This is a genomic window from Herminiimonas sp. GW821-FHT09C12 (assembly GCF_059416385.1).
Map to the genome: position 1 here is coordinate 518,197 of NZ_JBWKPC010000002.1, position 25,782 is coordinate 543,978.

The 25,782-nt window shown below is 51.9% G+C and carries 20 protein-coding genes; 13 read left to right on the forward strand and 7 right to left on the reverse strand.

Translation table 11 applies throughout. The features are described 5' to 3' along the window. Positions 1 to 4,367 (forward strand): beta strand repeat-containing protein (locus tag AC07N2_RS12365; RefSeq protein ID WP_494778531.1); only part of this gene is annotated, 4,367 nt, incomplete at its 5' end. 78 nt (positions 4,368 to 4,445) lie between these two features. On the opposite strand, the gene AC07N2_RS12370 is transcribed toward AC07N2_RS12365, so the two are convergent. Beyond that, positions 4,446 to 5,243, reverse strand: a complete 798-nt coding sequence (locus AC07N2_RS12370; RefSeq protein ID WP_494778532.1) for an outer membrane protein assembly factor BamD — start codon at positions 5,241 to 5,243, stop codon at positions 4,446 to 4,448. A gap of 92 nt (positions 5,244 to 5,335) precedes the next feature. Here AC07N2_RS12370 and AC07N2_RS12375 point away from each other — a divergent pair, with 92 nt between their 5' ends. Then, positions 5,336 to 6,316, forward strand: coding sequence for an RluA family pseudouridine synthase (locus AC07N2_RS12375; RefSeq protein ID WP_494778533.1), 981 nt, complete (start codon positions 5,336 to 5,338; stop codon positions 6,314 to 6,316). 45 nt (positions 6,317 to 6,361) lie between these two features. Further along, the gene (gene pgeF / locus AC07N2_RS12380; RefSeq protein WP_494778534.1) at positions 6,362 to 7,114 is read left to right on the forward strand and encodes a peptidoglycan editing factor PgeF; all 753 of its coding nucleotides are present in this window, start codon (positions 6,362 to 6,364) and stop codon (positions 7,112 to 7,114) included. A 22-nt stretch (positions 7,115 to 7,136) separates the two neighbouring features. On the opposite strand, the gene AC07N2_RS12385 is transcribed toward pgeF, so the two are convergent. Next, positions 7,137 to 7,373, reverse strand: a complete 237-nt coding sequence (locus AC07N2_RS12385; RefSeq protein WP_494778535.1) for a hypothetical protein — start codon at positions 7,371 to 7,373, stop codon at positions 7,137 to 7,139. A gap of 57 nt (positions 7,374 to 7,430) precedes the next feature. Between AC07N2_RS12385 and AC07N2_RS12390 the strand changes: the two genes are divergently transcribed. The 5 genes from AC07N2_RS12390 to AC07N2_RS12410 all read left to right on the forward strand — a co-directional run bounded on the left by AC07N2_RS12390 (position 7,431) and on the right by AC07N2_RS12410 (position 12,952). Then, entirely contained in the window at positions 7,431 to 9,059 is a 1,629-nt protein-coding gene (locus AC07N2_RS12390) for a PHA/PHB synthase family protein (protein ID WP_494778536.1), read from the forward strand. A gap of 178 nt (positions 9,060 to 9,237) precedes the next feature. After that, a complete protein-coding gene (gene phaR / locus AC07N2_RS12395; RefSeq protein WP_076591635.1) occupies positions 9,238 to 9,810 on the forward strand; it encodes a polyhydroxyalkanoate synthesis repressor PhaR in 573 nt (190 codons plus the stop codon). Positions 9,811 to 9,911: 101 nt separating this feature from the next. Continuing rightward, positions 9,912 to 11,273, forward strand: coding sequence for a 30S ribosomal protein S12 methylthiotransferase RimO (rimO, locus tag AC07N2_RS12400; protein WP_494778537.1), 1,362 nt, complete (start codon positions 9,912 to 9,914; stop codon positions 11,271 to 11,273). Continuing rightward, positions 11,273 to 11,758, forward strand: a complete 486-nt coding sequence (locus AC07N2_RS12405; RefSeq protein WP_494778538.1) for a hypothetical protein — start codon at positions 11,273 to 11,275, stop codon at positions 11,756 to 11,758. The genes rimO and AC07N2_RS12405 overlap by 1 nt, the downstream gene beginning before the upstream one ends. A 21-nt stretch (positions 11,759 to 11,779) precedes the next feature. Next, on the forward strand, positions 11,780 to 12,952 hold the full coding sequence (locus tag AC07N2_RS12410) for a cystathionine beta-lyase (RefSeq protein ID WP_494778539.1): 1,173 nt from the start codon (positions 11,780 to 11,782) through the stop codon (positions 12,950 to 12,952). 163 nt (positions 12,953 to 13,115) lie between these two features. On the opposite strand, the gene AC07N2_RS12415 is transcribed toward AC07N2_RS12410, so the two are convergent. Then, the gene (locus tag AC07N2_RS12415; RefSeq protein ID WP_494778540.1) at positions 13,116 to 13,799 is read right to left on the reverse strand and encodes a hypothetical protein; all 684 of its coding nucleotides are present in this window, start codon (positions 13,797 to 13,799) and stop codon (positions 13,116 to 13,118) included. Positions 13,800 to 14,266: 467 nt separating this feature from the next. On the opposite strand from AC07N2_RS12415, the gene AC07N2_RS12420 reads away from it, so the two are divergent. The 5 genes from AC07N2_RS12420 (at position 14,267) to AC07N2_RS12440 (ending at position 19,852) form a co-directional block, all read left to right on the forward strand. Beyond that, complete coding sequence (locus tag AC07N2_RS12420) at positions 14,267 to 15,874, forward strand: ABC transporter substrate-binding protein (RefSeq protein ID WP_494778541.1); 1,608 nt, start codon at positions 14,267 to 14,269, stop codon at positions 15,872 to 15,874. Positions 15,875 to 15,949: 75 nt separating this feature from the next. Beyond that, positions 15,950 to 16,900 (forward strand): ABC transporter permease, encoded by a 951-nt coding sequence (locus AC07N2_RS12425; RefSeq protein WP_494778542.1) that lies wholly within the window; start codon positions 15,950 to 15,952, stop codon positions 16,898 to 16,900. 2 nt (positions 16,901 to 16,902) lie between these two features. Beyond that, positions 16,903 to 17,799 carry an ABC transporter permease gene (locus AC07N2_RS12430; RefSeq protein ID WP_494778543.1) on the forward strand — a complete coding sequence of 299 codons (897 nt, stop codon included), beginning with the start codon at positions 16,903 to 16,905 and terminating at the stop codon, positions 17,797 to 17,799. Further along, positions 17,796 to 18,857 (forward strand): ABC transporter ATP-binding protein, encoded by a 1,062-nt coding sequence (locus AC07N2_RS12435; RefSeq protein WP_494778544.1) that lies wholly within the window; start codon positions 17,796 to 17,798, stop codon positions 18,855 to 18,857. Before AC07N2_RS12430 ends, AC07N2_RS12435 begins: the two co-directional genes overlap by 4 nt. Continuing rightward, positions 18,854 to 19,852 carry an ABC transporter ATP-binding protein gene (locus tag AC07N2_RS12440; RefSeq protein ID WP_494778545.1) on the forward strand — a complete coding sequence of 333 codons (999 nt, stop codon included), beginning with the start codon at positions 18,854 to 18,856 and terminating at the stop codon, positions 19,850 to 19,852. Before AC07N2_RS12435 ends, AC07N2_RS12440 begins: the two co-directional genes overlap by 4 nt. Before the next feature lie 75 nt (positions 19,853 to 19,927). On the opposite strand, the gene AC07N2_RS12445 is transcribed toward AC07N2_RS12440, so the two are convergent. From AC07N2_RS12445 to mfd, 4 genes are all read right to left on the reverse strand, one after another. Then, positions 19,928 to 20,287 (reverse strand): DUF4870 family protein, encoded by a 360-nt coding sequence (locus AC07N2_RS12445; protein WP_494778546.1) that lies wholly within the window; start codon positions 20,285 to 20,287, stop codon positions 19,928 to 19,930. Between the two features lie 131 nt (positions 20,288 to 20,418). After that, entirely contained in the window at positions 20,419 to 21,174 is a 756-nt protein-coding gene (locus tag AC07N2_RS12450) for a hypothetical protein (RefSeq protein WP_494778547.1), read from the reverse strand. A gap of 224 nt (positions 21,175 to 21,398) precedes the next feature. After that, complete coding sequence (gene serB / locus AC07N2_RS12455) at positions 21,399 to 22,244, reverse strand: phosphoserine phosphatase SerB (protein WP_494778548.1); 846 nt, start codon at positions 22,242 to 22,244, stop codon at positions 21,399 to 21,401. Between the two features lie 24 nt (positions 22,245 to 22,268). After that, the gene (gene mfd / locus AC07N2_RS12460) at positions 22,269 to 25,712 is read right to left on the reverse strand and encodes a transcription-repair coupling factor (RefSeq protein WP_494778549.1); all 3,444 of its coding nucleotides are present in this window, start codon (positions 25,710 to 25,712) and stop codon (positions 22,269 to 22,271) included. Between the last annotated feature and the right edge of the window lie 70 nt (positions 25,713 to 25,782).

Genomic DNA, 25,782 nt, shown 5'->3' on the forward strand with positions numbered 1-25,782 from the left:
ATATTCAAGACCTGACAGGTGGCTTGGGTAATGACACCTTCATCGCCAGCGCAGCAGCAAATGCGTTCGATGGTGGTGGTGGTACCCACAACCGCGTCAGCTACGCGACTGATACAGCGAACCTGACGATCAATCTGTCGGATAAGACGGCGTCTAGTGTGTTGGCTGGCGCTGGCGCTGGTGGTAATGCGCAGGGTGATACGTACGTCAACATTCAAGATGCAACTGGTGGTAGCGGTAACGACATCTTTGTTGCTAGTTTGGCGGCGAATAATTTTGATGGTGGTGCCGGCTCTAATACGGTGAGTTATGAATCATCTGTTACTGGCGTGACAGTCAATCTGTCGTCGCAAACAGTCAATGGCTTGGCAAGTAACACGGGTAGCGGCAGTTATGCCGAAGGCGATACCTACACCAATATCCAGAATGTCATCGGCAGTACCGGTAACGATACCTTCATAGGCGGCGCAGCAACCAATACCTTCACTGGTAACGGCGGTAGCGATACAGTCAGCTATGCGGCCTCGACTGCTGGCGTCAAAGTCAATTTGTCTACTACTGCGCTGGAAACAGTGGGTGCTGGTCGTGGTGTGGGTGGTGATGCAGACAGCGATACTTATGTCGGCATCAGCAATGTGACCGGTAGTTTGTTTGATGACGTGTTTTTTGCCAATAGCTCAGTCAATACCTTTGACGGTGGCGGTGGCACCTTGCACAACCGCGTCAGCTACGGCGCATCGAGTACCGGCATCATCGTCAATTTGTCTGATAAACAGATATTGGGCGTGAACGCAGGACGTGGCTCACTGGGTGATGCCAATAACGATACCTATATCAATATTCAGGACATTACCGGTACTTCGGGTAATGACACGTTTATTGCCAGTGCCGCGGAGAATATTTTCGACGGTGGCCTAGGCAACAATACGGTGAACTACGGTGCATCGGACGTCGGCGTGATCGTCAACTTGAGCGCCGTGACGCAGAACGGCGTCGCTAGTTTACGTGGTAGCGGCGGCTACGCGAATAATGATGCTTATGCGAACATCCAGAATGTCACGGGTAGTTTGTTCGATGATTTGTTCTACGGCAGCAGTGTCGCGAATATCTTTGATGGTGGTCTCGGTACTCTGCATAACCGCGTCAGCTATGCCAACGATACGGCTAACCTGACGATTAATCTTGTTGCAGGTACCGGTCTCGGCGGCAATGCGGCTGGCGATACTTATATCAATATCCAGGATGCGACCGGCGGTAGCGGTGACGATACCTTTATCGCCAGTTTGGCCGCAAATAATTTCGATGGGGGTGCCGGTTCGAATACTGTGAGCTATGCCTCGTCAGTTGGTGGCGTGACAGTCAATCTGTCGTCGCAAACAGTCAATGGCTTGGCAAGTAACACGGGTAGCGGCAGCTACGCCGAAGGCGATACCTACACCAATATCCAGAATGTAATTGGCAGTACGGGTAACGATACCTTCATAGGCGGAGCAGCAACGAATACCTTCACTGGTAACGGCGGTAGCGACACCGTCAGCTATGCGGCTTCAAGTGCTGGTGTCAGGGTGAATCTTTCCGGTAGTACGCTGGAAACAATTGCAGCAGGTCGTGGTTCGCTTGGTGATGCAAACAATGATACTTATGTCGGTATCAGCAATGTGACCGGTAGTTTGTTTGATGATGTGTTCTTTGCCAATAGTTCAGTCAATACCTTTGACGGTGGCGGTGGCACCTTGCACAACCGTGTCAGCTACGGCGCATCGAGTACCGGCATTATCGTCAACTTGTCCGATAAAACGATACTGGGCGTGAACGCAGGCCGCGGCTCATTGGGTGATGCCAATAACGATACCTATATCAATATTCAGGATATCACTGGCACCTCGGGTAATGACACGTTTATTGCCAGTGCAGCTGAAAATATTTTTGATGGTGGTGCAGGCAATAATACGGTGAACTACGGTGCATCGGACGTCGGCGTGATCGTCAACTTGAGTGCAGTGACGCAGAACGGTGTGGCCAGTTTGCGTGGTAGCGGCGGTTACGCGAATAATGATGCTTATGCGAACATCCAGAATGTCACGGGTAGTTTGTTCGATGATGTGTTCTATGGCAGCAGTGTTGCGAATATCTTTGATGGCGGTCTCGGTACTCTGCATAACCGCGTTAGCTACGCCAACGATACGGCTAATCTGACGATTAATCTGATTGCAGGTACCGGCGTGGGGGGGAATGCACAGGGCGATACTTATGCCAATATTCAGGATGTGACCGGCGGTAGTGGTGACGACACCTTCATCGCCAGTGCTGCTGCAAATAATTTCGACGGCGGTGGTGGTTCGAATACGGTCAGCTATGCCGGTCAGGCCACGGCCGTGAAAGTTAATCTGTCTTCGCAATTGGTGAGTGGCGTTGCTGCCAATACAGGCAGCGGTGGCTTCGCTGCAGGCGATACCTATACCAATATCCAAAATGCGATAGGTGGTACGGGCAATGACACGCTGATCGGTGCTTCCACCGGTATGACCGTACTGACAGGCGGGTTGGGTAACGACACCCTGATTGGTATCGCTAGCAACAGTGCCAATACCTACGCAAATTATGCCGGGTCCAACGTCGGTGTGACCGTCAATCTGTTGACAGGGCTGGGTGCGAACGGCCATGCGGCCGGCGATACCTTGACCAATATCGATAATCTGATCGGCAGTTCCTTCGACGATACGTTTGTTGGTAACGGCAATGTCAATATTTTTAATGGTGGGCTTGCTGGCAACAATACGGTTAGTTATGCGGGAGCATCAGCTGGTGTGATCGCCAATTTAAATACTCCGACTGGTTCAACTGGAAATGCTACCGGCGATACCTTCATCAATATTCAAAATCTTACCGGGACAGCTTTTGCCGACAAATTAACTGGTTTGGCTGCAGGTGGTTCCGTTCTGATCGGCGGTGCAGGTGCCGATCAACTGATAGGGTTGGGCTATGTCGGTACGAATGCAGCTACCGCGGCCGCTACATCGAACACAGCCAACTATGCTGGTTCCACCGCAGGCGTGACCATTAATTTGTCGTCTGTGACGGTTGATGTATCGAATCCTTTGGGTGGCTTGGCAGCGGGTAATGGCCGCGGCGGTGACGCAGAAGGTGACGTGTTGTCGGGTATCCAGAATCTTGTTGGTAGTAGTTTTGACGATACCTTCTATGCCAGTTCACAAATCAATCGATTCGATGGTGGTGTATCAAGCGCAAGTTCACATAATAAGGTTGTGTACACAAATACCACTGGCGACATGATTATCAATTTGTCGGATACGACAGTCGCTGGCGTGGTCGCAGGCAAAGGTAGCGGAGGTGACGCTAATTTGGATACCTACGTCAATATCCAGGATGTAACCGGTGGTGGCGGTAACGATACGTTTATAGGTGGGGCAGCGGCCAATTATTTTGATGGCGGTGGCGGCAACAACACGGTCAGCTACGCCAGTACTAACAGCACAGCGGTTACCGTTGACCTTTACCATAATACCGGCAGCGGTGGTTATGCTCAGGGCGACACTTACGCCAACATACAAAACGTTATTGGTAGCGCTGGCAACGATTTGTTCTATGCGAGCACAGTTGCGAATATCTTCAATGGTGGTAGCGCCGGTAACGATACGGTGAGTTATCAGTATTCGACGGGCGCACCTATCGTGGCAAGTCTAGCAACGGGCGTAGGTGGCACTGGTGGCGACGCAAATGGTGATTCATACATAAACATCGCAAATTTAACGGGTAGTGCAGTAGCTGATAGCACCCTCACGGGTAATACGGCAGATAATATTTTGACGGCGCTTGGTTTGACCAATACTAATATTCTGAATGGCGGTGATGGCAACGATACGCTTGATGGTCGCCTGGGTGGTCACAATAGTTTGTTTGGTGGTTTGGGTGCAGATACCTTCTATGTGCAGGCAACAAGTGGCGTCATGACGAATATCACGACGATCAATGGTGGTGGCGGTACCAGTCCGACTACATATGCCGCCAGCACTTTCGACACCTTGAAGATATTTGGATTAACCAGTGCCGAGCCCGTCTTGAATATGAATACTTTCCTCGATGGCAAGGTCAGTAGTATTAACCGGATTGATGTGACAGGGGACGGTACTTCAACCAAGCTCTTGTTTACAGCCGCTGATGTACAGGCTTTGGTGGGTGTGGGCGGAACGCTCACAGTGATGCTGGACAATAACACGTCAAACGACGCTATCGTGGCCAATGGCTTTTTCGGCGCTGGACAGAACGGCTCACAAAGTTACTATGCCTTCTACAGTGATGCTACCTATGCGCATGAGATCGCACGTATCAATGTGCAGTATGTTTAAGTACTTGTCTTACTGCTGAATTAAAAAAGCCTCGCAATGCGAGGCTTTTTATTTGGATGGATCTGGTTCGAAAAAGGATTACCAGAGTTTCCACCAAGGTGAATCATTCTTCGGTCCGCCGCTGAAGTAGACGCTGTTAGGGAAGTTCGTCTTCATCACACGTTCGGCATCATCGCGTAATTGTGGCAGGTTCAAGGCATCGTACGATTTAATCATCACATACAAAGCACCTTCGGCTGCCGGTGCACCTGGATAATTCTTGACGGCTGCTTGTGCACGGTTGGCTGCAGCGATGTATGCGCCACGACGGTAGTAGTAATTGGCGACGTGCACATCGTATTGCGCCATCGAGTTGATCAGATATGCCAGACGCGCTGTTGCATCAGGTGCGTACTTGCTGTCAGGGAAGCGTTCAACCAATTTCTTGAATGAGTCGAATGCTTCGCGCGCAGCTTTCGGATCGCGTTCAGTTGCATCCTGACGTGACACGAAATCAAAGATGCTGACTTTGTCGTTGAAGTTGATTAGACCACGCAAGTAGTACATGTAGTCGACATTTGGGTGATCAGGATGCAGTTTGATGAAGCGTTCAACTGCAGCCAGTGCCTGTGGTTGATCACTCTGACGGTAGTAGGCGTAGGCGATTTCCATCTGCGCTTGCTGGGCGTAGGTGCCGAACGGGTAGCGCGATTCGAGTTTTTCGAAATGGGAGATGGCTTTGGTGTAGTCACCTACATTCATCTCTTCACGTGCCTCCGAGTATAATTTGGACGGAGACCAGTTTTTGGTCTCGTCGAATTTCTCAGGTGTGAGGCTACATGCCGAGAGTAGGAAGGCGAGAGCGACGATGGTAATTTTTAGCATTTGTTTTTGCATGAGATTTCGCGAGGATGCCGCTAGACAATGAATGATTATAGCCGATGGGACTTGTAGTGATACCAACCGAAACACCGATTTTGAATAAAACCATGCCCGACAGTCATTTGGAGGGTGTGGATGATGGCGACGATCTGTCGCTGGATATGCCCCCGATTGAACTGAATTTAAGCCCTGAAGTCTGTGGCGTCCGTTTGGACAAGGTTCTTTCCACGCTGGTTCCACAATATTCCCGTAGTCGTTTGCAACAATGGATAGATGCCGGCCACGTCAGCGTGGATGGCGAAGTTGCCCGCGCGAAAATGACTGTCTACGGTGATGAAAAAGTCATCATTCTCCCTCAACCAGCCCCTGAAGATGAAGCTTTCAAGCCGGAAGCAATGGATTTGGCCATTGTGCACGAAGATGCAGAGATTCTGGTTCTTAATAAACCGTCTGGTTTGGTCGTGCATCCTGCCGCCGGTAATTGGTCCGGCACTTTGTTGAATGGTTTGTTGCATTATTTGCCATCAATTGCCGGTGTGCCACGTGCTGGTATCGTGCACCGACTGGATAAAGACACCAGCGGTTTGATGGTCGTGGCTAAAACACTGATTGCACATACCGATTTGGTGCGCCAGTTGCAGGCGCGTACGGTCAAGCGTGAATATCTGGCAATGGTGTGGGGTACGCCGAATGCTTCCGGGCGTATAGATGCTTCTATCGGCCGCCATGCACGTGATCGCATCAAAATGGCTGTTTCTGAAAACTTGACGGCGAAACCTGCCGTGACGCATTTCGAACGTTTGGCAACAGGCATGCTCGAGGGACGCCCGGTCAGCTTGATGTTATGCAAACTGGAAACAGGCCGCACACATCAAATTCGTGTGCACATGCAATCAATCGGTTTCGCGCTGGTTGGTGATGGCTTGTATGGCAAGCAGCATCTGGTGCCGGTATTTCCACGCCAAGCGTTGCATGCACGTCGTCTGGGCTTGATACATCCAGTCTCCGGTGTAGCTGCGGAATGGTCGGCGGAAGCGCCGCAGGATTTTGCTGATCTCATTACACGCGCCGGCATCAAGACTTATTAAGCTGGTTTTGATGTTTTCCTGTTTACATTCAACAATGTACCGATCATGGAATTGATTCTTCCCCAATGGGGTCTCTCATTGCCGGCAGTCGGTACCTTGGCGACTACACGTCCTTGCGGTATCAGTCCTGCACCGTATGACGATGGATGCGGTGCAGGAGGTTTGAATCTGGGCGTGCACGTTGGTGATGCCATCGATAACGTGCAACACAATCGTGCACAAATTCGCCGTCAGTTGCCGGCGGAACCAGCATGGCTGACGCAGGTGCACGGTACTAACGTTGTTGATGCAGCCCAGGTCTCGGGCGCACCGGAAGCCGACGCCAGTTTTACTACGCAAGCTGGCGTGGTTTGCGCAATCATGACGGCAGATTGTTTACCGGTTCTGTTTGCTGATGCGGCTGGTCGCGTTGTCGGTGCAGCGCATGCGGGCTGGCGTGGTTTAGCAGGTGGCATTCTGGAAAACACCGTTGCACAGATGCGTGCAGCCGGTGCAGAAACTTTGCATGCATGGCTAGGTCCGGCAATTGGCCCAACGCAATTCGAAGTGGGTGAGGAAGTGCTGGAAACGTTTGTGGCTAAAGATCCTGCTGCTCGTCAGGCATTTCTAGCGATTGACCGCCGCCCTGGTAAATATCTGGCCGATATCTATATGCTGGCACGGCAGACGCTGGCGAATGTTGGTGTTACGAAAACGTCTGGTGGTAACTTCTGTACAGTCAGCGATCCGCAGCGCTTTTACTCTTATCGCCGCGACGGCGTGACTGGGCGCATGGCTGCGCTGATCTGGCTGCGATAGCGATTCTGTAATCGCCACTCGATCAAGCTTCTGGCTTGTGCTCTGCCGGTGAACTCTCACTTCTTTGCATTTCTGCACGACGCTGTATTTCTTTCACTAGGCGCTTACGCTTGCGTTGTCCTGTCCCCATCACGTATACAATAATCGAGACAGGCAAGACGCCGTATAAAAGGAAGGTCATGATGCCGGCGACTACCGATACTTCGGTGATCGCCATCATGAATACGACGTAGATCCACGCGATGGCAACAATGTACATAAAAATGCCTGAAGTGAAATTCAAACCGCAAAGATACTCGAAAAGAGAACTGCAAGTATGAATAAGTCCGAATCGTCTCAGTCCTCCGCGCACGCGCAAAGCATGGGCATAGACCCCGCACTTGCTGCAGAAATGCAGCGTGACTATACGCAACAGCTGACTACCTTGTGGCAGCAGATGTTGACGGCGCAAGTGCCGCCGGTTGCCGACAAACGTTTTTCCAATGCGGCTTGGCAGTCGAGCACCTTGCATGCGTTTAATGCTGCAGCGTATTTGTTAAACGCCAAATTCTTGACGGCGATGGCAGATGCGATGGAAGTGCCGCCTAAAGCCAAGCAAAAAATCCGCTTTGCTGTAGAGCAAATGGTGAATGCAATGTCGCCGGCCAATTTTCTGTTTTCCAATCCGGAAGCACAGCAAAAAATTGTCGAGACTAAAGGCGAAAGTCTGACGAATGGTTTAAAGCATCTTTTTGCTGATATGCAAAAAGGGCGGATTTCACAGAGTGATGAAACTGCTTTTGAAGTTGGTCGCAATGTGGCGATTACCGAAGGTGCAGTCGTCTTTGAAAATGAATTGTTTCAATTGCTGCAATACAAGCCGCTGACGGCTACCGTGTATGAGCGGCCGCTACTAGTGGTACCGCCTTGCATTAACAAGTATTACATTCTGGATTTGCAGCCGCATAATTCCTTTGTGCGCTATGCGGTCGAGCAAGGACATACGGTGTTTCTGGTTTCATGGCGCAATGCCGATGCATCGATTGCGCATGCAACGTGGAATGACTACATCGAAAATGGCGTGATCCAGGCGATGGATGTCACCAAAGCCATTTCCAATCAGGAAAAAATCAATGTGTTGGGCTTTTGCGTCGGCGGTACTTTGCTGACGAACGCGCTTGCGCTGTCATGTGCACGTGGAGAAAAACCGGCAGCCAGTTTGACCTTGCTGACGACTTTCCTGGATTTTTCCGATACCGGCATTATTGATGTGTTTATCGATGAATCCAAGGTCAAAGAAACTGAAGAATCGATTGGACATGGTGGTTTGATGAAAGGGCTGGACTTCAATGCCGCCTTCGCCAGTTTGCGTTCGAATGAGCTGATTTGGAATTATGTTGCCTCCAATTATTTGAAGGGTGAGAACCCCGCACCGTTCGATATGCTGTACTGGAATGCCGACAGTACCAATCTGCCAGGACCCATGTATTGCTGGTATTTGCGCAATACTTATTTGGAAAATAATTTGAAGAAATTCGGCGAATTCATGCTTGCCGGTAAAAAAATAGATTTTGGAAAAATCGATGCGCCCAGCTTTATCTATGGATCGCGCGATGATCATATCGTGCCGTGGACTAGCGCGTATGAGTCGACCAAAATTCTCAATCGTAAAAAACCGCAGCAGAATCGTTTCATACTGGGCGCAGCTGGGCATATCGCAGGCGTCATCAATCCGCCGGCAAAAAGCAGACGCCAATATTGGATCAATGATGATCAGCAAGTGCTTGATCCGCTCTCATGGTTAGCGAGTGCGACAGAAGTTGCTGGTAGTTGGTGGCCAGCGTGGTCAGATTTTTTGGCCAGCCATTCTGGCGAGCGCGTGAAGGCGGCGCGCAAATTGGGTAATGCGAAATACAAGCCGATAGAGCCTGCTCCAGGTCGTTACGTAAAGGCAAAAGCGACGTAAATCGTCGTCGCGGAGGTGGGGCAGCAATTTGGCCTCGTCTTGAGGTGGGTCAAGGTCTGGCGTAATGTTGCGTAAACCTTTGTTTTTTCGCACTATAATGGTTTGTCGAATTAGACTTCGTTCGCTTTTTTAGCCGATTGATATAAATGCGTTGTGACGCCACAAGTTGGGAAGACTGATGACGAGTACAAAAAAAATCTCCGAGCGCTTGATTAAGAAGTATCCGAACCGTCGTCTATACGACACGCAAACAAGTTCGTACATCACGCTCGCCGATGTCAAACAATTGGTGCTGGATAGCGAGCAGTTTTCCGTGCTCGATGCCAAGACCGATGAAGATTTGACGCGCAGCATCTTGTTGCAAATCATTCTGGAAGAAGAAGCGAATGGTTCGCCTATGTTTTCCAGTGCAGCCTTGTCGCAAATCATTCGTTACTACGGTCACGCGATGCAGGGCATGATGGGTTCGTATCTGGAAAAGAATATCCAGGCTTTCATCGATATCCAGAATAAATTGACGGAAAATTCGAAAGATCTGTACGAAGGCAAGCCGTTCAGCCCGGAAATGTGGGCGCAGTTCATGAACGTGCAAGGCCCGATCATGCAAGGGATGATGAGCAATTACATCGAACAGAGCAAAAGCTTGTTTGTACAAATGCAAGAGCAGATGCAGACGCAGTCGAAAAACATGTTCGGCGCTTTCCCCTTTGCTCCGCCAGCTCCACCACCTAGCGATAAAAACAACAAGTAAGCGCATCTGGCTGCACGCGCTACGTCAAGTGGCGAGCGTGCCAGCCAAAAGGGTACAATAGCGGCTTCGTTTACACAGCCAGCTTTTTGCCCGCCTCAGCCATGACCAACGCTCTTCAAGCAACACCCAAAATCGGCTTCGTTTCCCTCGGATGCCCGAAAGCTCTGGTCGATTCAGAACAAATACTTACTCAGCTACGCGCTGAGGGTTATGACACTGCCAAGTCTTACGATGGTGCCGATCTGGTCATCGTCAACACGTGCGGCTTCATTGATGCCGCCGTGCAAGAGTCGCTGGATGCGATAGGTGAAGCATTGAATGAAAACGGCAAGGTCATTGTGACCGGTTGCCTGGGCGCGAAAAAAGACGCCGATGGCGACGACATCATTCTGAAAGTCCACCCGAAAGTGCTGGCCGTTACCGGTCCGCATGCGCTGGGCGAAGTAATGGATGCTGTGCACAAGCACATGCCTAAGCCGCACGCACCGTTTATCGATCTGGTGCCGGCGCAAGGTATCAAACTGACACCCAAGCATTTTGCCTATCTGAAAATTTCCGAAGGCTGTAACCATCGTTGCAGTTTCTGCATCATTCCATCGATGCGTGGTGATTTGGTATCGCGCCCGATTGCAGATGTGATGATGGAAGCGGAAAACCTGTTCAAGGCCGGCGTCAAAGAGCTGTTGGTAATTTCACAAGACACCAGCGCATACGGCGTGGACGTTAAATTCCGCATGGGTTTCTGGAACGGCAAGCCGGTGAAGACGCACATGACGCAACTGGTTGATGCCTTGGGCGATTTGGCCAAGCAATACGGCGCCTGGGTACGTCTGCATTACGTTTATCCATATCCGCATGTAGACGCGATTATTCCTATGATGGCTGAAGGCAAAATCCTGCCGTATCTGGATGTGCCACTGCAACACGCGCATCCCGATGTGTTGAAGCGCATGAAGCGTCCGGCCAGTGGTGAAAAGAATATCGAACGCATCCAGGCTTGGCGCGAGATGTGCCCGGACTTGACTATCCGTTCGACCTTCATCGCCGGTTTCCCTGGCGAGACTGAAGCTGAATTTGAATACCTGCTCGACTTCTTGAAAGAAGCGCAAATCGATCGACTCGGTTGCTTTGCTTATTCTCCGGTTGAAGGCGCTACCGCCAACGATTTGCCAAATGCTGTGCCGGAAGAAGTGCGTGAAGAACGCCGTGGCCGCGTCATGTTGCTGCAGGAAGAAATTTCGAAAAAACGTTTGCAGGCAAAAGTCGGCAAGACCATGCGCGTGCTGCTGGATGAAGTCAATCGCAATGGTGGCGTTGCCCGTTCCGGTGCTGATGCGCCGGAAATCGACGGTGTGGTCTATGTCAAGCCGCCGTATGAGCCGCATTTGAAATTGAAGGTCGGTGAGTTCGTCGATGTAAAAATCACGGCTGCCGATGCACATGATTTGTGGGCAGAAGCATAATGAAAAAAATATTGATCACGTCTTTGTTTGCCTTGCTTGGATGCGCGGCTACGAATGTATTTGCAGAAGAAGAGCCAATGGCGCCGGCACCTGTCGCCGTCAGCGCACCTATGCCAGCACTTTTCCTCAAGCCGGTTTCTTTTCGCGGTGCCGTGGGCGATGTGCAGGTACAAGTGAATCTTCGTCCGAAAGCTGATATTGAAGAAGGCATAGAAGGTGAGTACTTCATCTTCGGTAATTCGCACAAGATTCTGCTGGCGGGTGAAGTCGAGGGCGATCAGCTGTTAATGGAAGAGTCGGAAAATGGCACCAATATTTCCGGTCAATGGGATGGCAAGATTGATGGCGATGCGGTAGCTGGTCTATGGACATCTGCGGACGGTTCGATTACCAAGCCATTTTCCTTAAAAGCAGTTGTGCTCAAGCAATCGGCGGCAACAACACGTGCTGCAAAAAAAGTGGCGACGGGTACCAACAGCAAGTAATCATTTCATTGGAGAGCGCGCGTGACTGATCGCACATCGTTACAAACGGCATTGATCCACAATGACTATCGCGCTCCCGATGGTTTCTCCGCACTTCCACAAGCTATACATCACGCCTCGACAGTCTTGTTCAAGGATGTGGCCAGCATGCGCTCGCGCAACTGGCAGGACAAGAATGCTTATACCTACGGTTTGCACGGCACGCCGACCACTTTCACGCTGGAAGCACGTTTAGCCGCCATCGAAGATGGCAAGCATTGCGTGCTTGCGCCTAGCGGGCTGGCTGCAATTGCATTAGTCGATTTCGCTTTTCTCAAAAGCGGCGACGATGTACTGATCCCCGACAATGTCTACAACCCGAATCGCGATCTGGCCAATTGGCTGATGAGCGACTTTGGCATTACTGCGCGCTATTACGATCCGCTGATAGGTAGCGGCATCGCCGATCTGATACAGCCGAATACCAAATTGATTTGGACTGAAGCGCCTGGTTCGGTATCGATGGAAGTGCCGGATCTGCCGGCAATCTGCAAGGCGGCGCATGCCCAAGGAGTACTGGTCGCGCTCGACAATACTTGGTCAGCTGGCATCGCACTGCGTGCGTTTGATCTCGGCGTTGATATTGTGATGCAGGCTTTAACCAAATATCAGTCCGGTGGCTCTGACGTTTTGATGGGCGCAGTTATTACCCAGGACAAGGCTTTGAATCAACGTCTGGAGACGGCGCACATGCGTCTAGGCTTCGGCGTTGCAGCGGATGATGTGTATTTGGTGCTGCGCAGCTTGCCGACGATGAAATTGCGCTTCGATGCACATGACGCTGCCGCTCGCAAGATCGCTGCGTGGTTACAGACACGGCCAGAGATCGCGACTGTGCTGCATCCAGCCTTGCCGGAATGTCCGGGGCATGAACTCTGGCAGCGTGACTTCAGTGGTGCGGGCGGATTATTCTCCGTCGTGTTCGATTCGCAGTATACGGAAGCGCAGACTGATCGCTTTGTCGATAGTCTGAAATTGTTCAAGATCGGTTTTAGCTGGGGCGGCGTGCATAGCCTTGCTGTGCCGTATCGCATGCCGCACATGCGCAAGAACTGGCCGCATCAGGGGCAATTGGTGCGCTTGAATATCGGACTGGAAGAGCCACAGGATTTGATGGCGGATATAGAGCAGGCTTTTGGAGTGCTGAAGGCATAGAGTTCGCTAATGCACCGGCTTCCGGCCAGCACGGAAGTGATGTTGAAGTTACTCAAAAAAGAAGCACTCTTGCGTAGAGTGCTTTTTTATTTTGCGATCTGTTTTTCCCGAAACTTGTTTGCGATTCTATGCCGGAGCGTTTTTCGGGCATGTCTGAGTCGACTCACTGGCCAGGAGGATCATTGTCCTTGTGCACGATTCCCAACCCAAGACCCATACCCATGCCAGCAGCACCTGCGCCGCCGGCATTGCCTCCGCGAGCAGAGTTTTTGCCGCTGTCAGCATCGCCTTTGCCACGGCTAGCGCTACTTTGCGCTCTGGTCGGTCCTTGCAGCGGAATCTCGACGTCACCCGGTATCGGGCCTAAATCGAGAGCGGTGCGAATAAAGTTGCGCAAGGAAGTAACGAGCGTCGCTGTGTGGATGGGGCGACCGGCGGCCATATCGATTGCCGCTTGGCTCGCCAAACGAACATGCTCCTCGGTGCCGAGCAGAATAATATCTGCCAATGCTGCTTCGACTGCGTCGCGTATGCGTCGTGAACGATCGGAACTCTTGTATTCATCTTGATCAGCTTCGTCTTCGCTCTCTTCTCGTTCGCTCATTCGCAAGTCGCGGAGGTGAGTGGGGTTCACCGTCAGTTGGCCAGTAAAAGAGCCACCCAAGGTTCTGTATGCGGAGATCAGGGTTTTCAGCCGCTCATTAATCTGGCGGTTCATGCGCTCGCGACGTTGCTGTATGGTTTGCATCATGAGCACACGTATGCCCACGCCTATCAGGGTAAATACAGCGAGTCCCAGAAGCGTCGTCAGTATGCCTTGCCACGAACTGAAATCGAAATAGCGCATTGAATTTAATGAACCATTAGAGTGAGGCTCGCTGTCAGCCTAGGATCGCGGTAACGTTGTAGCCTATCGTACAGAGACCGTGATGACTTGGTTGGCCCCAGTTTAGCATCGCTGTGCTGAACTGAAACGTAGCCAGGTTTCTCCACCTCCGCTTGGATACCTTCAACACTCTGTCACGCTTGCTTGACGAACAGGCGCTCACTTTGTCCGAGTCTCTGTCCCATCCAACTGTCCAAAATCGGGCAAAACCTCAGTTCCAAAACAGCATTTTTAGCAATACGCGCATCACGATTGTGCGAACTTGGACCCAGAAGAGGGAAATGCTGCGTACGGAAATTGCTCAGTAAAGTAAGAGATAAACGCCTCTTGTCAGAGAGGAATCTTCCACAGAAGTAAGGGCTGGCATGCCACATGCTTATCTCTGGCATGTCACATTGTTTTGGTGGCTTATTTACTGGGAGATTGTTATGTCGTTGGATAAATGGATTGCACGATGGTTGATGGTGGTACCTGTCGCGCTGGCACTGCATTCGGGGGCGCACGCCGAAACAGTAGCACGCTACGGGATCTCGATGGCGGATATTCCGCTGACTACAGGCCAGCCGGATCGCGGTGCTGGTGCTTATCAATTCACAGGTCATACGATTTACGATCCGTTGATCGCGTGGGAAGCGAATATCGGTACCCGTCCGGGCAAGTTGATTCCTGGCCTCGCAACTGAATGGAAGGTTGACCCCAAGGATCAAAAAAAATGGATGTTCACGCTGCGTAAAGGCGTGAAGTTCCATGACGGTTCCGACTTCAAGGCGGATGCCGTGGTGTGGAACCTGGACAAGGTATTGAATGACAAATCGCCGCAGTTCGATGCCAAGCAAAGTGCGCAAGTACGTCCGCGTATTCCTTCCATCGTGTCGTATCGCAAGGTCAATGATTACGCGCTTGAAATCACAACTAAAGATGTTGATGCACTGTTCCCTTACCAATTGCCATGGTTCCTGATTTCCAGCCCGGCGCAGTGGGAAAAAGTCGGCAAGGACTGGAACAAGTTTGCTTCGCAAGCTTCAGGTACAGGTCCTTTTAAATTGGACAAACTGGTGCCGCGCGAACGTGCTGAACTCGTGAAAAATCCGAACTACTGGGATAAATCACGCCTCGCGCAAACTGACCGCATCATCTTGTTGCCTATCCCTGATGCACTGACACGTGCGAACGCCTTGATGAACGGTCAGGTCGATATCATCGAAACGCCACCACCTGATGTCTTGCCGCAATTGAAAAGCTCGGGCTTCAAGCTGGTGACTAACGTCACACCGCACGTCTGGCCGTATCACTTCAGCACACAGCCTGGTTCGCCATGGACCGATATCCGCGTACGTAAAGCAGCCAATCTGGCGGTGGATCGTAGCGGTATCGTGGCCTTGATGAATGGCCTGGCAGTTCCTGCCTACGGTCAACTCGATCCGACCAGCCCATGGTTCGGCAAACCGACTTTCAAAATCAAGTACGACCTTGCTGCTGCTCGTGCATTGATGGCGCAGGCTGGTTACAGCCCAAGCAAACCTTTGAAAGCGAAGATCGTGATCGCACAAGGTGGCACAGGTCAGATGTTGTCGCTGCCTATGAATGAATACATCCAGCAAAGTCTGGCGGAAATTGGTATTCAGGTTCAGTTCGAAGTCGTGGAACTGGAAACCTTGTACCTGCACTGGCGTAGTGGTGCCAAGGGCGATATCAATGCAAGCAAAGGTATCACCGCTATCAACCTTGGTTATGTGACTGCTGATCCATTCTATGCATTGACCCGTTTTGCCGATAGCCGTTATGTCGCGCCGAATGGTGTGAACTGGGGCGGTTGGTCGAATCCGAAAGTGGATGCCGAGTTGGATCAGATCCGTACAACTTTCGATACCAAAGTGCAGGACAAATTACTGGCACAAGTCCATCAAGCGATGGTCGACGATGCCTTGATGCTGTGGGTTGTACATGACGTTAATCCGCACGTGATTTCGCCAAAAGTGAAGGGCTTTATCCAGGCTCAACACTGGTTCCAGGATCTGACCACGATCCGTATGTAACAAAGCGTTTGGGGCGAAGCGCGTTCTGCGCCTCGCCCTCCATACGCCCATCTTCTGTATTACTGAAAGTTGTCCATGTTTTCCTACATTCTGAAGCGTCTGCTGTATGCAATACCGATTGCGTTGAGCGTCACGCTACTGTCTTTCATGCTGGTGTATCTGGCGCCTGGCGATCCGCTGAATGCGATTGCGCCGGCCGATGCACCTGCTGATGTTATCGCTGCACTGAAGAGCGCCTATGGCCTGGATAAGCCAGTGCCGGTGCAATACGGCATGTGGCTGCTACGCGCGGTGCAAGGCGATCTGGGTACTTCGATTGCTTCTGGTCGCGAAGTCGTGACTGAGGTCATGAGTGCCGTGAGTAATACCTTGTTGCTGGCTGGTGTGGCCGGTTTTATTGGCGTGCTGTTTGGGTGTGTGCTGGGTGCACTCGCCGGTTACTGGCATGGCGGCTGGATCGATCGCATTGCCACCTTTTTGTCCGTCATAGGCGTGAGCGTACCGCACTACTGGCTGGGCTTGGTATTGACCATTATTTTTTCCATCTGGCTGGGCTGGTTTCCGGCGATGGGTGCAGGACCGGGCGGTTCATCCGAATGGTTGTGGGACTACGCACACATACGGCATTTAGTATTGCCGGCGATTACGCTCGCAGTCATTCCTATGGGCATTATCACGCGCACCGTGCGTGCTTTGGTGGCTGACATGCTGGAGCAGGAGTTTGTGGTTGCGCTACGTGCACGTGGTTTGAACAATCGCGCCATCTTTCGCCATATCGCGAAGAACACTGCACCGACTGTGTTGGCTGTGGCTGGCTTGCAGATCGGTTATCTGATGGGTGGCTCGATACTGGTGGAAACCGTGTTCGCATGGCCGGGTACCGGCTTCTTGCTGAACACTGCGATTTTCCAACGCGATATGCCGCTGCTGCAAGGCACGATCCTCGTGCTGTGCATGTTCTTCGTCGGCTTGAATTTGATCGTCGATATCCTGCAACCGCTGCTTGATCCACGTATGGGACGTTGACTATGGCCTTATCTTTAAAATTTGGAGCGCAAGCTGCAGTGCCGGTGATGCCTGCACCGGCGCGTGGTTACTGGACGGTCGTATTGCGTCAGTTGATGCGTGATCCGGTTGCCATGACTGCTGCATTGGTGGTCTTGCTGATTGTATGTGCCGCCGTGTTTGCACCTTGGCTGGCGCCTATGGACCCGTACAAAGGCAGCATGATCAAACGTTTGCTGCCTATTGGTAGTGAAGGTTATTGGTTGGGTACCGATGAACTTGGACGCGACATGCTCAGTCGCTTGATGTACGGCGGGCGCTTGTCCTTGCTGATGGGCGTGACGCCGGTATTGGCAGCTTTCGGTATCGGTACTTCTATCGGTTTGCTGGCAGGTTATGTCGGTGGTCGCTTGAACATGATCATCATGCGCGTGCTGGATGTATTCTACGCATTCCCGTCAGTGTTGCTGGCGGTAGCGATCTCTGGTGCGCTTGGTCCAGGCATGACGAATAGTATTTTGGCTTTGACACTGGTCTTCGTGCCGCAAGTAGTGCGTGTGGCAGAAAGTGTAACCACGCAAGTGCGCAAGCTCGATTACATCGAAGCAGCGCGCATGAGCGGTGCCAGTGCATTCTCCATCATCCGTGTACACGTCTTGGGCAATGTGCTGGGGCCGGTATTCGTCTATGCGACCGGTTTGCTCAGTGTCAGCATGATTCTGGCCGCCGGTTTGTCCTTTCTCGGTCTGGGTGTCAAACCACCAGAGCCGGAATGGGGCTTGATGCTCAATACACTGCGTTCAGCGATCTTCCGTAATCCATGGGTCGCGGCTTTGCCCGGCTTGTTGATTTTCATCACGTCTATCGGTTTTAACTTACTTGCCGATGGTGTGCGCTCTGCTATGGATATACGCCGATGAAACAAGAAACTGTAAATCTGGCGTCAACAGATAAAGGTGGCCCTGCGCAACCGTTGTTGATGATCAAGGATCTCAAAAAATATTTCCCCGTGCGCAGTGATCTGTTCCAGCGCGAACGCAAATTTGTGCACGCCGTCGATGGCGTCAGCTTCTCGGTTGCCAAGGGCAAGACGCTGGGCATAGTCGGTGAATCCGGTTGCGGTAAGTCGACAACGGCACGTTTGATCGCACGTCTGATAACGCCGGATAGCGGCAGCATGATATTTGACGGCGAAGGCGTAGCTGAATTTGGCGGTATTGAGTTCAAGGAGTTTCGTCGCAATCTGCAGATGGTGTTTCAGGATTCATTTGCTTCGCTTAATCCGCGTTTGACGATTAGTGAAACGGTGGCGTATGGCCCACAAGCGCATGGCGTGTCCAAGGCGAAAGCAACGGAACGTGCACATGCATTGCTGGCGCGTGTCGGCTTGAAGCCGGAGCAATTCGCGACGCGTTATCCACATGAGCTGTCGGGCGGTCAGCGTCAGCGTGTCAATATCGCGCGTGCATTGGCTTTCGAGCCGCGCTTGGTGATACTCGATGAAGCCGTCGCTGCACTGGATAAATCAGTGCAGGCGCAGGTCTTGAATCTATTACAGGAACTGAAGGCCGAGCACGATCTGACTTATCTGTTCATCTCGCACGATTTGCATGTGGTGCATTACATCAGCGATGAAGTGATGGTGATGTATATGGGGCAGGTGGTAGAGATGGGGCCGGTTGATCGTATTTACGGTAATTCCAGACATCCATACACGCGTGCCTTGCTATCGGCAGTGCCGTCTATGGACCCGGCAAACCGCACTCAGCATTCACCACTCAGTGGCGACCCACCGAATCCTATTAATCCACCTAGCGGTTGTCGTTTCCGCGAGCGTTGCCCACATGCAGAAGCCGTGTGCGCATCGCAGGTGCCTGCTTTGGTCACGGCAGATGGTCATGTCGGGCATACAGTCGCTTGCCACATGAATGATCCGCAGTCCGGCCATACGCAAACCTTGATGGAGGTGGCGGCATGAGTAAGCCTTTAGTCTCGGTACGCGACTTGAGCGTGGAATTCCACGGTAATCGTCGTGCGAATGCGCTGGATAAAGTCAGCTTTGAATTGAAGGCCGGAGAAGTCCTGGGATTGTTGGGTGAATCAGGTTCCGGCAAGAGCGTCACCTTGCGCACTTTGCTGCGCCTGCATCCACAACGCACTACGCGGATCAGCGGCAGCATAGAAGTAGATGGCGCAGATGTGCTGGCATTAAAAGGGCGCGATCTCGAAGCATATCGTGGCGGTACGACGTCTATGGTGTTTCAGGAGCCGGGATTGGCCTTCGATCCTGTCTACACCATCGGTCAGCAAATTACAGAAGCGATACGTGCGCATGAAGCAGTCGATCACAAGACTGCCATGCAGCGCGCCTTGCAAATGCTGGAACGCGTACAGATTCCGCAGGCGCGCCGTCGTTACGATGCATATCCGCATGAGCTGTCTGGTGGTATGCGTCAGCGCGCGATGATCGCGTTGGCGTTGGCATGCAAACCTAAACTATTGCTGGCAGATGAGCCGACGACGGCGCTGGATGCAACGGTGCAGATTCAGATTTTGCTCTTGCTGCGTGAACTGCAAAAAGAAACCGGCATGTCGGTCATCTTCGTTACGCATGATATCGGTGCCGCAGTTGAAGTCGCTGATCGCATTGCCGTGATGTATGGCGGACGCATTGTGGAAGAAAATACCGTCAGCGGCATCGTACACACGCCGCGTCATCCATATACGGCCGGTTTGCTCGCTTCTACAGTCGGGACTGAGAATCGTGGCAAGCCGCTATTGGCTGTGCCTGGTTCTCCGCCGGATTTATCGGCTTTGACGCCGGGTTGCAGCTTTGCGCCGCGTTGCAGTAATGCGCAAGAGCGGTGCCTCAGTGAACGACCATCGGTGATTACCTTGGGCGGAGAGCGTCTGGCTTGCTGGAACCCTGTGATTCCATTGGTAGTTGAAGAGCCTGCGTTAGCGTCTGCTTGAGTAGATGAGGTTGTGTCACACAAAGAAAAAAGCATCCATACGGATGCTTTTTTTATGAGACCAAGATGAACAAACTCAAGGCATAGGTTTGTTATCGTTCAGATCGACGATGCCCTTGATCAGACGATACAGCTTCCACAACCACGCTATGCCCCAGATCAGGAACGCGGTAGGAATACCGACAAAGGTCAGAAACAATACGCCGCCTAGCGTCATCCACACCAGATACCACCAGAAGGAACGAATTTGCCAGCCGTGGTGGCTGTAGACAAAAGTATTGGCAGAGTCGGCGCGCTTAACGTAGTTGATGATCAGCGGGATGAAAGAAAATGCGCCCAGCGAAAACAGCAGGCTGGCTGCATGCGCGATATATAACCACCATGCGAGATTCTTGGCGGATTGTGTCGAGGTGTCTAAAACGAGTTGCTGGTCCATGATGATATTTTCTTGTGAGTGTGTAATTAGGATATCAATTGTCCGGCAGAGTTCCTTGCAGCATGATTTTCCCTTGCTGCTTCAATGCACAAGCAGATGGTGATGATCGTATCAGAAGAGCAGACAAGGATTCACTTTGATTGCATGAAGCGGGCAAACAGTGGCACTTTGATTTTTTCTTTTTGAGGTTCGGCTGGCGGCAGACCGAGAAAAATGTGGCGATAAGATGCATACAAGAGTCCGCCCAAAACAGGATAGAGCGGCACCACGGTCAGACCGTGGAAGAGCGCACCGCCCATCAGAACGAGCACGCATATAAATACGACGACCACGACGAATTTGTTTTGATTAAAGGCGACGAAGGTATGGTCCAGGCACATCTTCAAGGACAAGCTAGTACAAACGAAAAGTGGAATCGCGAACCATGGCAGGATCGCAAGTAGCCAGAGTCCGATAGTGAACAATGCCTTTGAGCCACCCATGAAGTCACTGACGTCATAGGACTGCGCAATATAAGGAACGGGGGATTCTGGTGCAACGACGGATCCTTTGATGAGAAGGACAGTGGCGGAAATGACCAGCGCCATGATCAGGACCGTAGCAGCCGAGCACAGCAAAATTCGCAAAAGTCCGGCGGGTGAGGATTTTAGAATTTGCAGAACGGGTTGTTTGGTGTCGGCACTGTAGGCGACCAGTACGAAGACGCCGACCAGAACCGGCGAAACGATGATCAGAACCAAGGGCGGGAATGATCCGAACAAGCCTATCGTCGCAAGCACTAGACAGACATTGAGTGCCAAATGCTTGCCGGAGAAATGTATGGCTTCCTTGATCCAGCGTTGCCAACTGGATGTTTCAACCTGCCGAGGTCCAAAGGTATTCATCATGATGGTCGAAGCAAGTGATTTTCAATGAGAGGGACTTCTCAAAAACATCAATAACCTGAACTACGATGATCTTTTTTACTTAAAGATTGTTTAGAGCATAAAGGAAATTTGGCAGGGAAGGCAACAAACTCGGGACCGGGAGTATGTTTTTTATCGGTAAGCGGGTTTTAGGCGTGCGTTTGGCAAACGAGTTACATGTCTTGCCGTCAGCAGCGCGTGCCTAATCAGTTTGGCAACAGGTTCAACACGCCATCCAGACCGACAAAATTCAAGGCGATATCTGCTTGCGCTCGCACCACTGGTTTGGCACGGAATGCAACTGACAAGCCGGCAATACTCATCATCCGCAAATCATTGGCTCCATCACCCATGACTATCGCTTGTTTCGGTGAAATCCCTAGTTCTTTGCAGACGCGCTCTACAGTCAGTTTCTTTTCCTCGCCATCAACGATACCGCCGATGACGCGACCGGTCAGTTTGCCGTCAATGATTTCCAACTGATTGGAATGGGTGTAGTCGAGGTTGAGGCGCTGTTTCATCATGTCTGTGAAGAAGGTAAAACCGCCAGACACCAGCAAGGTTTTCATACCCGTAGCCTGTATCGCCGTCAGCATTTTTTCTGCACCGGGTGACAGTCCCAAGCGTTCATCGTAGACACGTTGTAGTGCGCTGGCATCTAGGCCTTTGAGCAGGGCGACGCGACGGGTCAGGCTTTCCTTGAATTCCAGTTCGCCGCGCATGGCGGCTTCGGTGATTTCTGCAACTTGCGGCTTCAGACCTTGCATGTCGGCGATTTCATCTATGCATTCAATCGTGATCAAGGTCGAATCCATGTCCATCGCGACCAGCTTGAAGTCCGACAATGTGCGGCTGCGTTCGATGAACGCGTAATCCAGTTTGGCGGCCCAGGCGGCGATATCGATTTGCGACTTCACTTCATCGTTGTAACTGATATCGGTGCAGCGGTAGGCATGCTCATTGATGGCGACAATCGAGCGTGGACGGGCAAGACCGGCGATTTGTTCGACGATATGGCGTTGGGTGTTGAGTCCTTGCAAGATCAGATTCATGAGTTTATCAATTCAGTTAAGTTCTTATGCGAGTAGTGCGCGTATCGTGTTCTTGATCTGAAGCACGCGTGCCGCCAGATCAGGCATATTGGCCGTGATGCGTAATTTATCTTGACCGTTCAATTTGATATGACGATTCTTTTGAATCAGCTCAATGATGCGCATCGCATCGATAGGTGGATTCGGCTCAAATTGCAGTGTGGCAGATTCTGCGTGTGCGTCAATCTTGATGATACCAACCGGCACGGCGGCGACCCGCAATCTATGCGTTTCCACCAGCGCTTGTGCGGCGTCCGGCAATTTACCGAAACGGTCAATCAACTCTTCTTGCAGATCAGTGACGGCTTCCTGCGTTTTGCAATTGGCCAGACGCTTATAGATAGACAGACGCTCATGTACATCGCCGCAATAGGTGCTTGGCAACAAAGCGGGCACGTGCAGATTGATTTCGGTTGTGGTCGAGAGCGGTGCTGCGAGGTCAGGTTCCTTGCCGCTTTTCAGTGAGCGCACCGCTTCATTCAACATGTCGGAATAAAGCTGGAAGCCGATTTCACTCATCTCGCCAGACTGGTTGTCGCCGAGGACTTCGCCGGCACCACGAATTTCCAGATCGTGCATCGCGAGGTAGAAGCCACTACCGAGTTCTTCCATCTGCTGAATCGCATCGAGTCGACGTTGTGCCAGTTTGGTCAAACCTTGTACATCGTGTACCAGCAAATAAGCGTAAGCCTGATGATGCGAACGACCGACGCGGCCACGTAATTGATGCAATTGCGCCAGGCCGAATTTATCGGCTCTGTGCATGATGATGGTGTTGGCGGTCGGCACGTCAATACCGGTTTCGATAATCGTCGTGCAGAGCAGAATGTTGAAACGCTGCGCCACAAAGTCGCGCATGACGCGCTCCAGATCGCGCTCGTGCAACTGCCCGTGCGCCACACCTATGCGTGCTTCCGGCATCAATTCTTCCAGCATCGCTTTGCGGTTCTGGATGGTTTCGACTTCGTTGTGCAGGAAGTAAACTTGCCCGCCGCGCTTCAATTCACGTAGACAGGCTTCGCGAATGACAGAATCGTTTTCGCTACGGACGAAAGTCTTGATGGCCAGACGTTTCTGCGGTGCCGTGGCGATGATGGAAAAATCGCGCAAGCCTTCCAGCGCCATGCCCAATGTACGTGGGATAGGTGTCGCAGTGAGTGTCAGCACATCGACTTCTGCACGTAATGCTTTCAGGGCTTCTTTTTGTCTGACGCCGAAACGATGTTCTTCATCAATGATGACCAGACCGAGTCGCGAGAATTTGATATCGGCCGACAGCAGTTTATGCGTGCCGATCACAATGTCTAGAGTGCCATCGGCCATGCCTTTGATTGCTTGCGTGACTTCTTTCGCGGTGCGGAAGCGCGACAATTCTGCGATACGTACTGGCCAGTCGGCAAAACGATCGGCAAAGGTCTGTGCATGCTGTTCTGCCAGCAAAGTCGTTGGTGCCAGAATCGCGACTTGTTTGCCACCGAGTACTGCAACGAATGCGGCGCGCAAGGCGACTTCTGTTTTGCCGAAACCGACGTCGCCGCAGATCAACCTATCCATAGGCTTGCCGCTGGTCATATCCTTGATGACGGCATTGATCGCAGCAGCCTGATCGGCGGTTTCTTCAAAGCCGAAGCTTTCAGCAAAGGCTTCGTAATCGTGTGCCGAATATTCGAAGCTGTGGCCTTCGCGCAGTGCGCGGCGGGCGTACAGATTCAATAGTTCGGCAGCGGTGTCGCGGATTTTTTCAGCGGCACGGCGCTTGGCTTTTTCCCACTGGCCGGAACCGAGTGCATGCAAGGGCGCATCTTCCGGCGATGCGCCGGAATAACGTGAGATCACATGTAACTGCGATACTGGCACGTAGAGCTTGGTGTCCTTGGCATATTCCAAGTGCAGGAATTCGGTTTCGCCTTCGCCGAGATCCATGCTGATCAGGCCCATATAACGGCCTATGCCGTGATTGACATGGACTACCGGATCTCCGATCTTGAGTTCGGATAGATCGCGCACCATCGATTCGACTTGCGTCGCGCCTTCCTGCTTCTTGCTACCGACGCGACGGCCAGAACCGGCGTACAACTCGGTTTCAGTAATGAAGGCGTAGCCGCCCAATGCATGGCCCAGTTCGAAACCGGCATGCATAGGAGCAACACCGAGCATCAGCTTGGCGGATGCGGTGCTGAAATCGGCAAAACTTTCTGCGGGTGCAAGCGACAGATCGTATTCGTTGAAGTATTGCTGCAGGGTTTCACGTCTACCGTTGGTTTCTGCACAGATCAATACGCGTTTATCGGTTTGCAGCAGATACGAGCGCAGATTGACCAATGGATCGTCGGCGCGACGATTGACGGCGATATTCGGTAGTGGTGCAGATAGCTCGGAGGCGACGTCTTCGTTTTGCAGAATCCAGCGACCATAAGGTTTAGCCAGCGTGAAGAAATTTTCGTCGCTGAGGAAAATCTGTTCCGGCGCGAGGATAGGGCGCTCGCGATCCGATTTGAGGAAGCGATAACGCGATTGGGTGTCGTCCCAGAAGCGTTTGATCGCGGCTTCTATATCGCCTATCAACGCGAACGTCGTGTCTGTCGGCAGATAGTCGAATAGGGTATTTGTTTCTTTAAAGAACAACGGCAGATAGTATTCAATACCGGCGGATGCGATGCCGCTACCTATGTCTTTGTAAATCACTGAGCGGCTAGGATCACCTTCGAACAGTTCGCGCCAGCGGCCACGGAAGGCGGTGCGCGCTTCTTCATCCATAGGGAATTCGCGCGCCGGCAGCAGGCGTACTTCCTTGACTGGATACAACGAGCGTTGCGAGTCCGCATCGAAGGTGCGTATGGTATCTATCGTGTCGCCGAACAAATCGATGCGATACGGCAAGACTGAACCCATAGGGAAGATATCGATCAAGCCGCCGCGCACTGAATATTCGCCGGGCGACATTACTTGCTTGACCGGACTGTAGCCAGCGAGCTGCAACTGCGCCTTCAGCTTTGCTTCATCCAGCGTTTCACCCTGTTTGAAGAAGAAGGTGTAAGACGCTAGGAAGACAGGTGGTGCCATGCGTACCAGCGCAGTGGTGGCTGGTACGATCAAGACATCGCATTGCCCGTTTAAAACCTCGTACAAGGTCGCCAGGCGCTCGGAGACGAGATCTTGATGTGGCGAGAAGGCATCGTATGGCAATGTCTCCCAATCCGGCAGCAGATGGCAGCGTAGATTGTTCTGTTCTTTACCGAACCAGGGAATTTCAGCCAGTAGGCGTTGTGCATCGCTGGCGTTCGCCACGACGACCGTCAACATGCGCTTTTGCGATTTCAGTTCTGCGGCGGCTTGCGCCAGCACATAAGCGTCCGCTGAACCGTGAACAGGAGGCAGAACGAAACGCGAACCGGGCTTGGGGAGAGATTTTTTTAGGTCGAATGACATCAAATAGCGACATTGAAAATGTCAGGGTGGTCACAAAGTGCCTGCAACTTGCCTATACGCACTTCATTTG

What these genes read in the sequence shown, in the direction of transcription:
- AC07N2_RS12370 (WP_494778532.1), bottom strand. Translation starts at nt 5,243, where the DNA reads ATGCAAAAACAAATGCTAAAAATTACCATCGTCGCTCTCGCCTTCCTA.
- AC07N2_RS12435 (WP_494778544.1), top strand. Translation starts at nt 17,796, where the DNA reads ATGAAACAAGAAACTGTAAATCTGGCGTCAACAGATAAAGGTGGCCCT.
- mfd (WP_494778549.1), bottom strand. Translation starts at nt 25,712, where the DNA reads ATGTCATTCGACCTAAAAAAATCTCTCCCCAAGCCCGGTTCGCGTTTC.
- AC07N2_RS12385 (WP_494778535.1), bottom strand. Translation starts at nt 7,373, where the DNA reads ATGTACATTGTTGCCATCGCGTGGATCTACGTCGTATTCATGATGGCG.
- AC07N2_RS12390 (WP_494778536.1), top strand. Translation starts at nt 7,431, where the DNA reads ATGAATAAGTCCGAATCGTCTCAGTCCTCCGCGCACGCGCAAAGCATG.
- AC07N2_RS12425 (WP_494778542.1), top strand. Translation starts at nt 15,950, where the DNA reads ATGTTTTCCTACATTCTGAAGCGTCTGCTGTATGCAATACCGATTGCG.
- AC07N2_RS12415 (WP_494778540.1), bottom strand. Translation starts at nt 13,799, where the DNA reads ATGCGCTATTTCGATTTCAGTTCGTGGCAAGGCATACTGACGACGCTT.
- AC07N2_RS12450 (WP_494778547.1), bottom strand. Translation starts at nt 21,174, where the DNA reads ATGATGAATACCTTTGGACCTCGGCAGGTTGAAACATCCAGTTGGCAA.
- AC07N2_RS12375 (WP_494778533.1), top strand. Translation starts at nt 5,336, where the DNA reads ATGCCCGACAGTCATTTGGAGGGTGTGGATGATGGCGACGATCTGTCG.
- AC07N2_RS12420 (WP_494778541.1), top strand. Translation starts at nt 14,267, where the DNA reads ATGTCGTTGGATAAATGGATTGCACGATGGTTGATGGTGGTACCTGTC.
- rimO (WP_494778537.1), top strand. Translation starts at nt 9,912, where the DNA reads ATGACCAACGCTCTTCAAGCAACACCCAAAATCGGCTTCGTTTCCCTC.
- AC07N2_RS12445 (WP_494778546.1), bottom strand. Translation starts at nt 20,287, where the DNA reads ATGGACCAGCAACTCGTTTTAGACACCTCGACACAATCCGCCAAGAAT.
- AC07N2_RS12440 (WP_494778545.1), top strand. Translation starts at nt 18,854, where the DNA reads ATGAGTAAGCCTTTAGTCTCGGTACGCGACTTGAGCGTGGAATTCCAC.
- pgeF (WP_494778534.1), top strand. Translation starts at nt 6,362, where the DNA reads ATGGAATTGATTCTTCCCCAATGGGGTCTCTCATTGCCGGCAGTCGGT.
- serB (WP_494778548.1), bottom strand. Translation starts at nt 22,244, where the DNA reads ATGAATCTGATCTTGCAAGGACTCAACACCCAACGCCATATCGTCGAA.
- phaR (WP_076591635.1), top strand. Translation starts at nt 9,238, where the DNA reads ATGACGAGTACAAAAAAAATCTCCGAGCGCTTGATTAAGAAGTATCCG.
- AC07N2_RS12430 (WP_494778543.1), top strand. Translation starts at nt 16,903, where the DNA reads ATGGCCTTATCTTTAAAATTTGGAGCGCAAGCTGCAGTGCCGGTGATG.
- AC07N2_RS12405 (WP_494778538.1), top strand. Translation starts at nt 11,273, where the DNA reads ATGAAAAAAATATTGATCACGTCTTTGTTTGCCTTGCTTGGATGCGCG.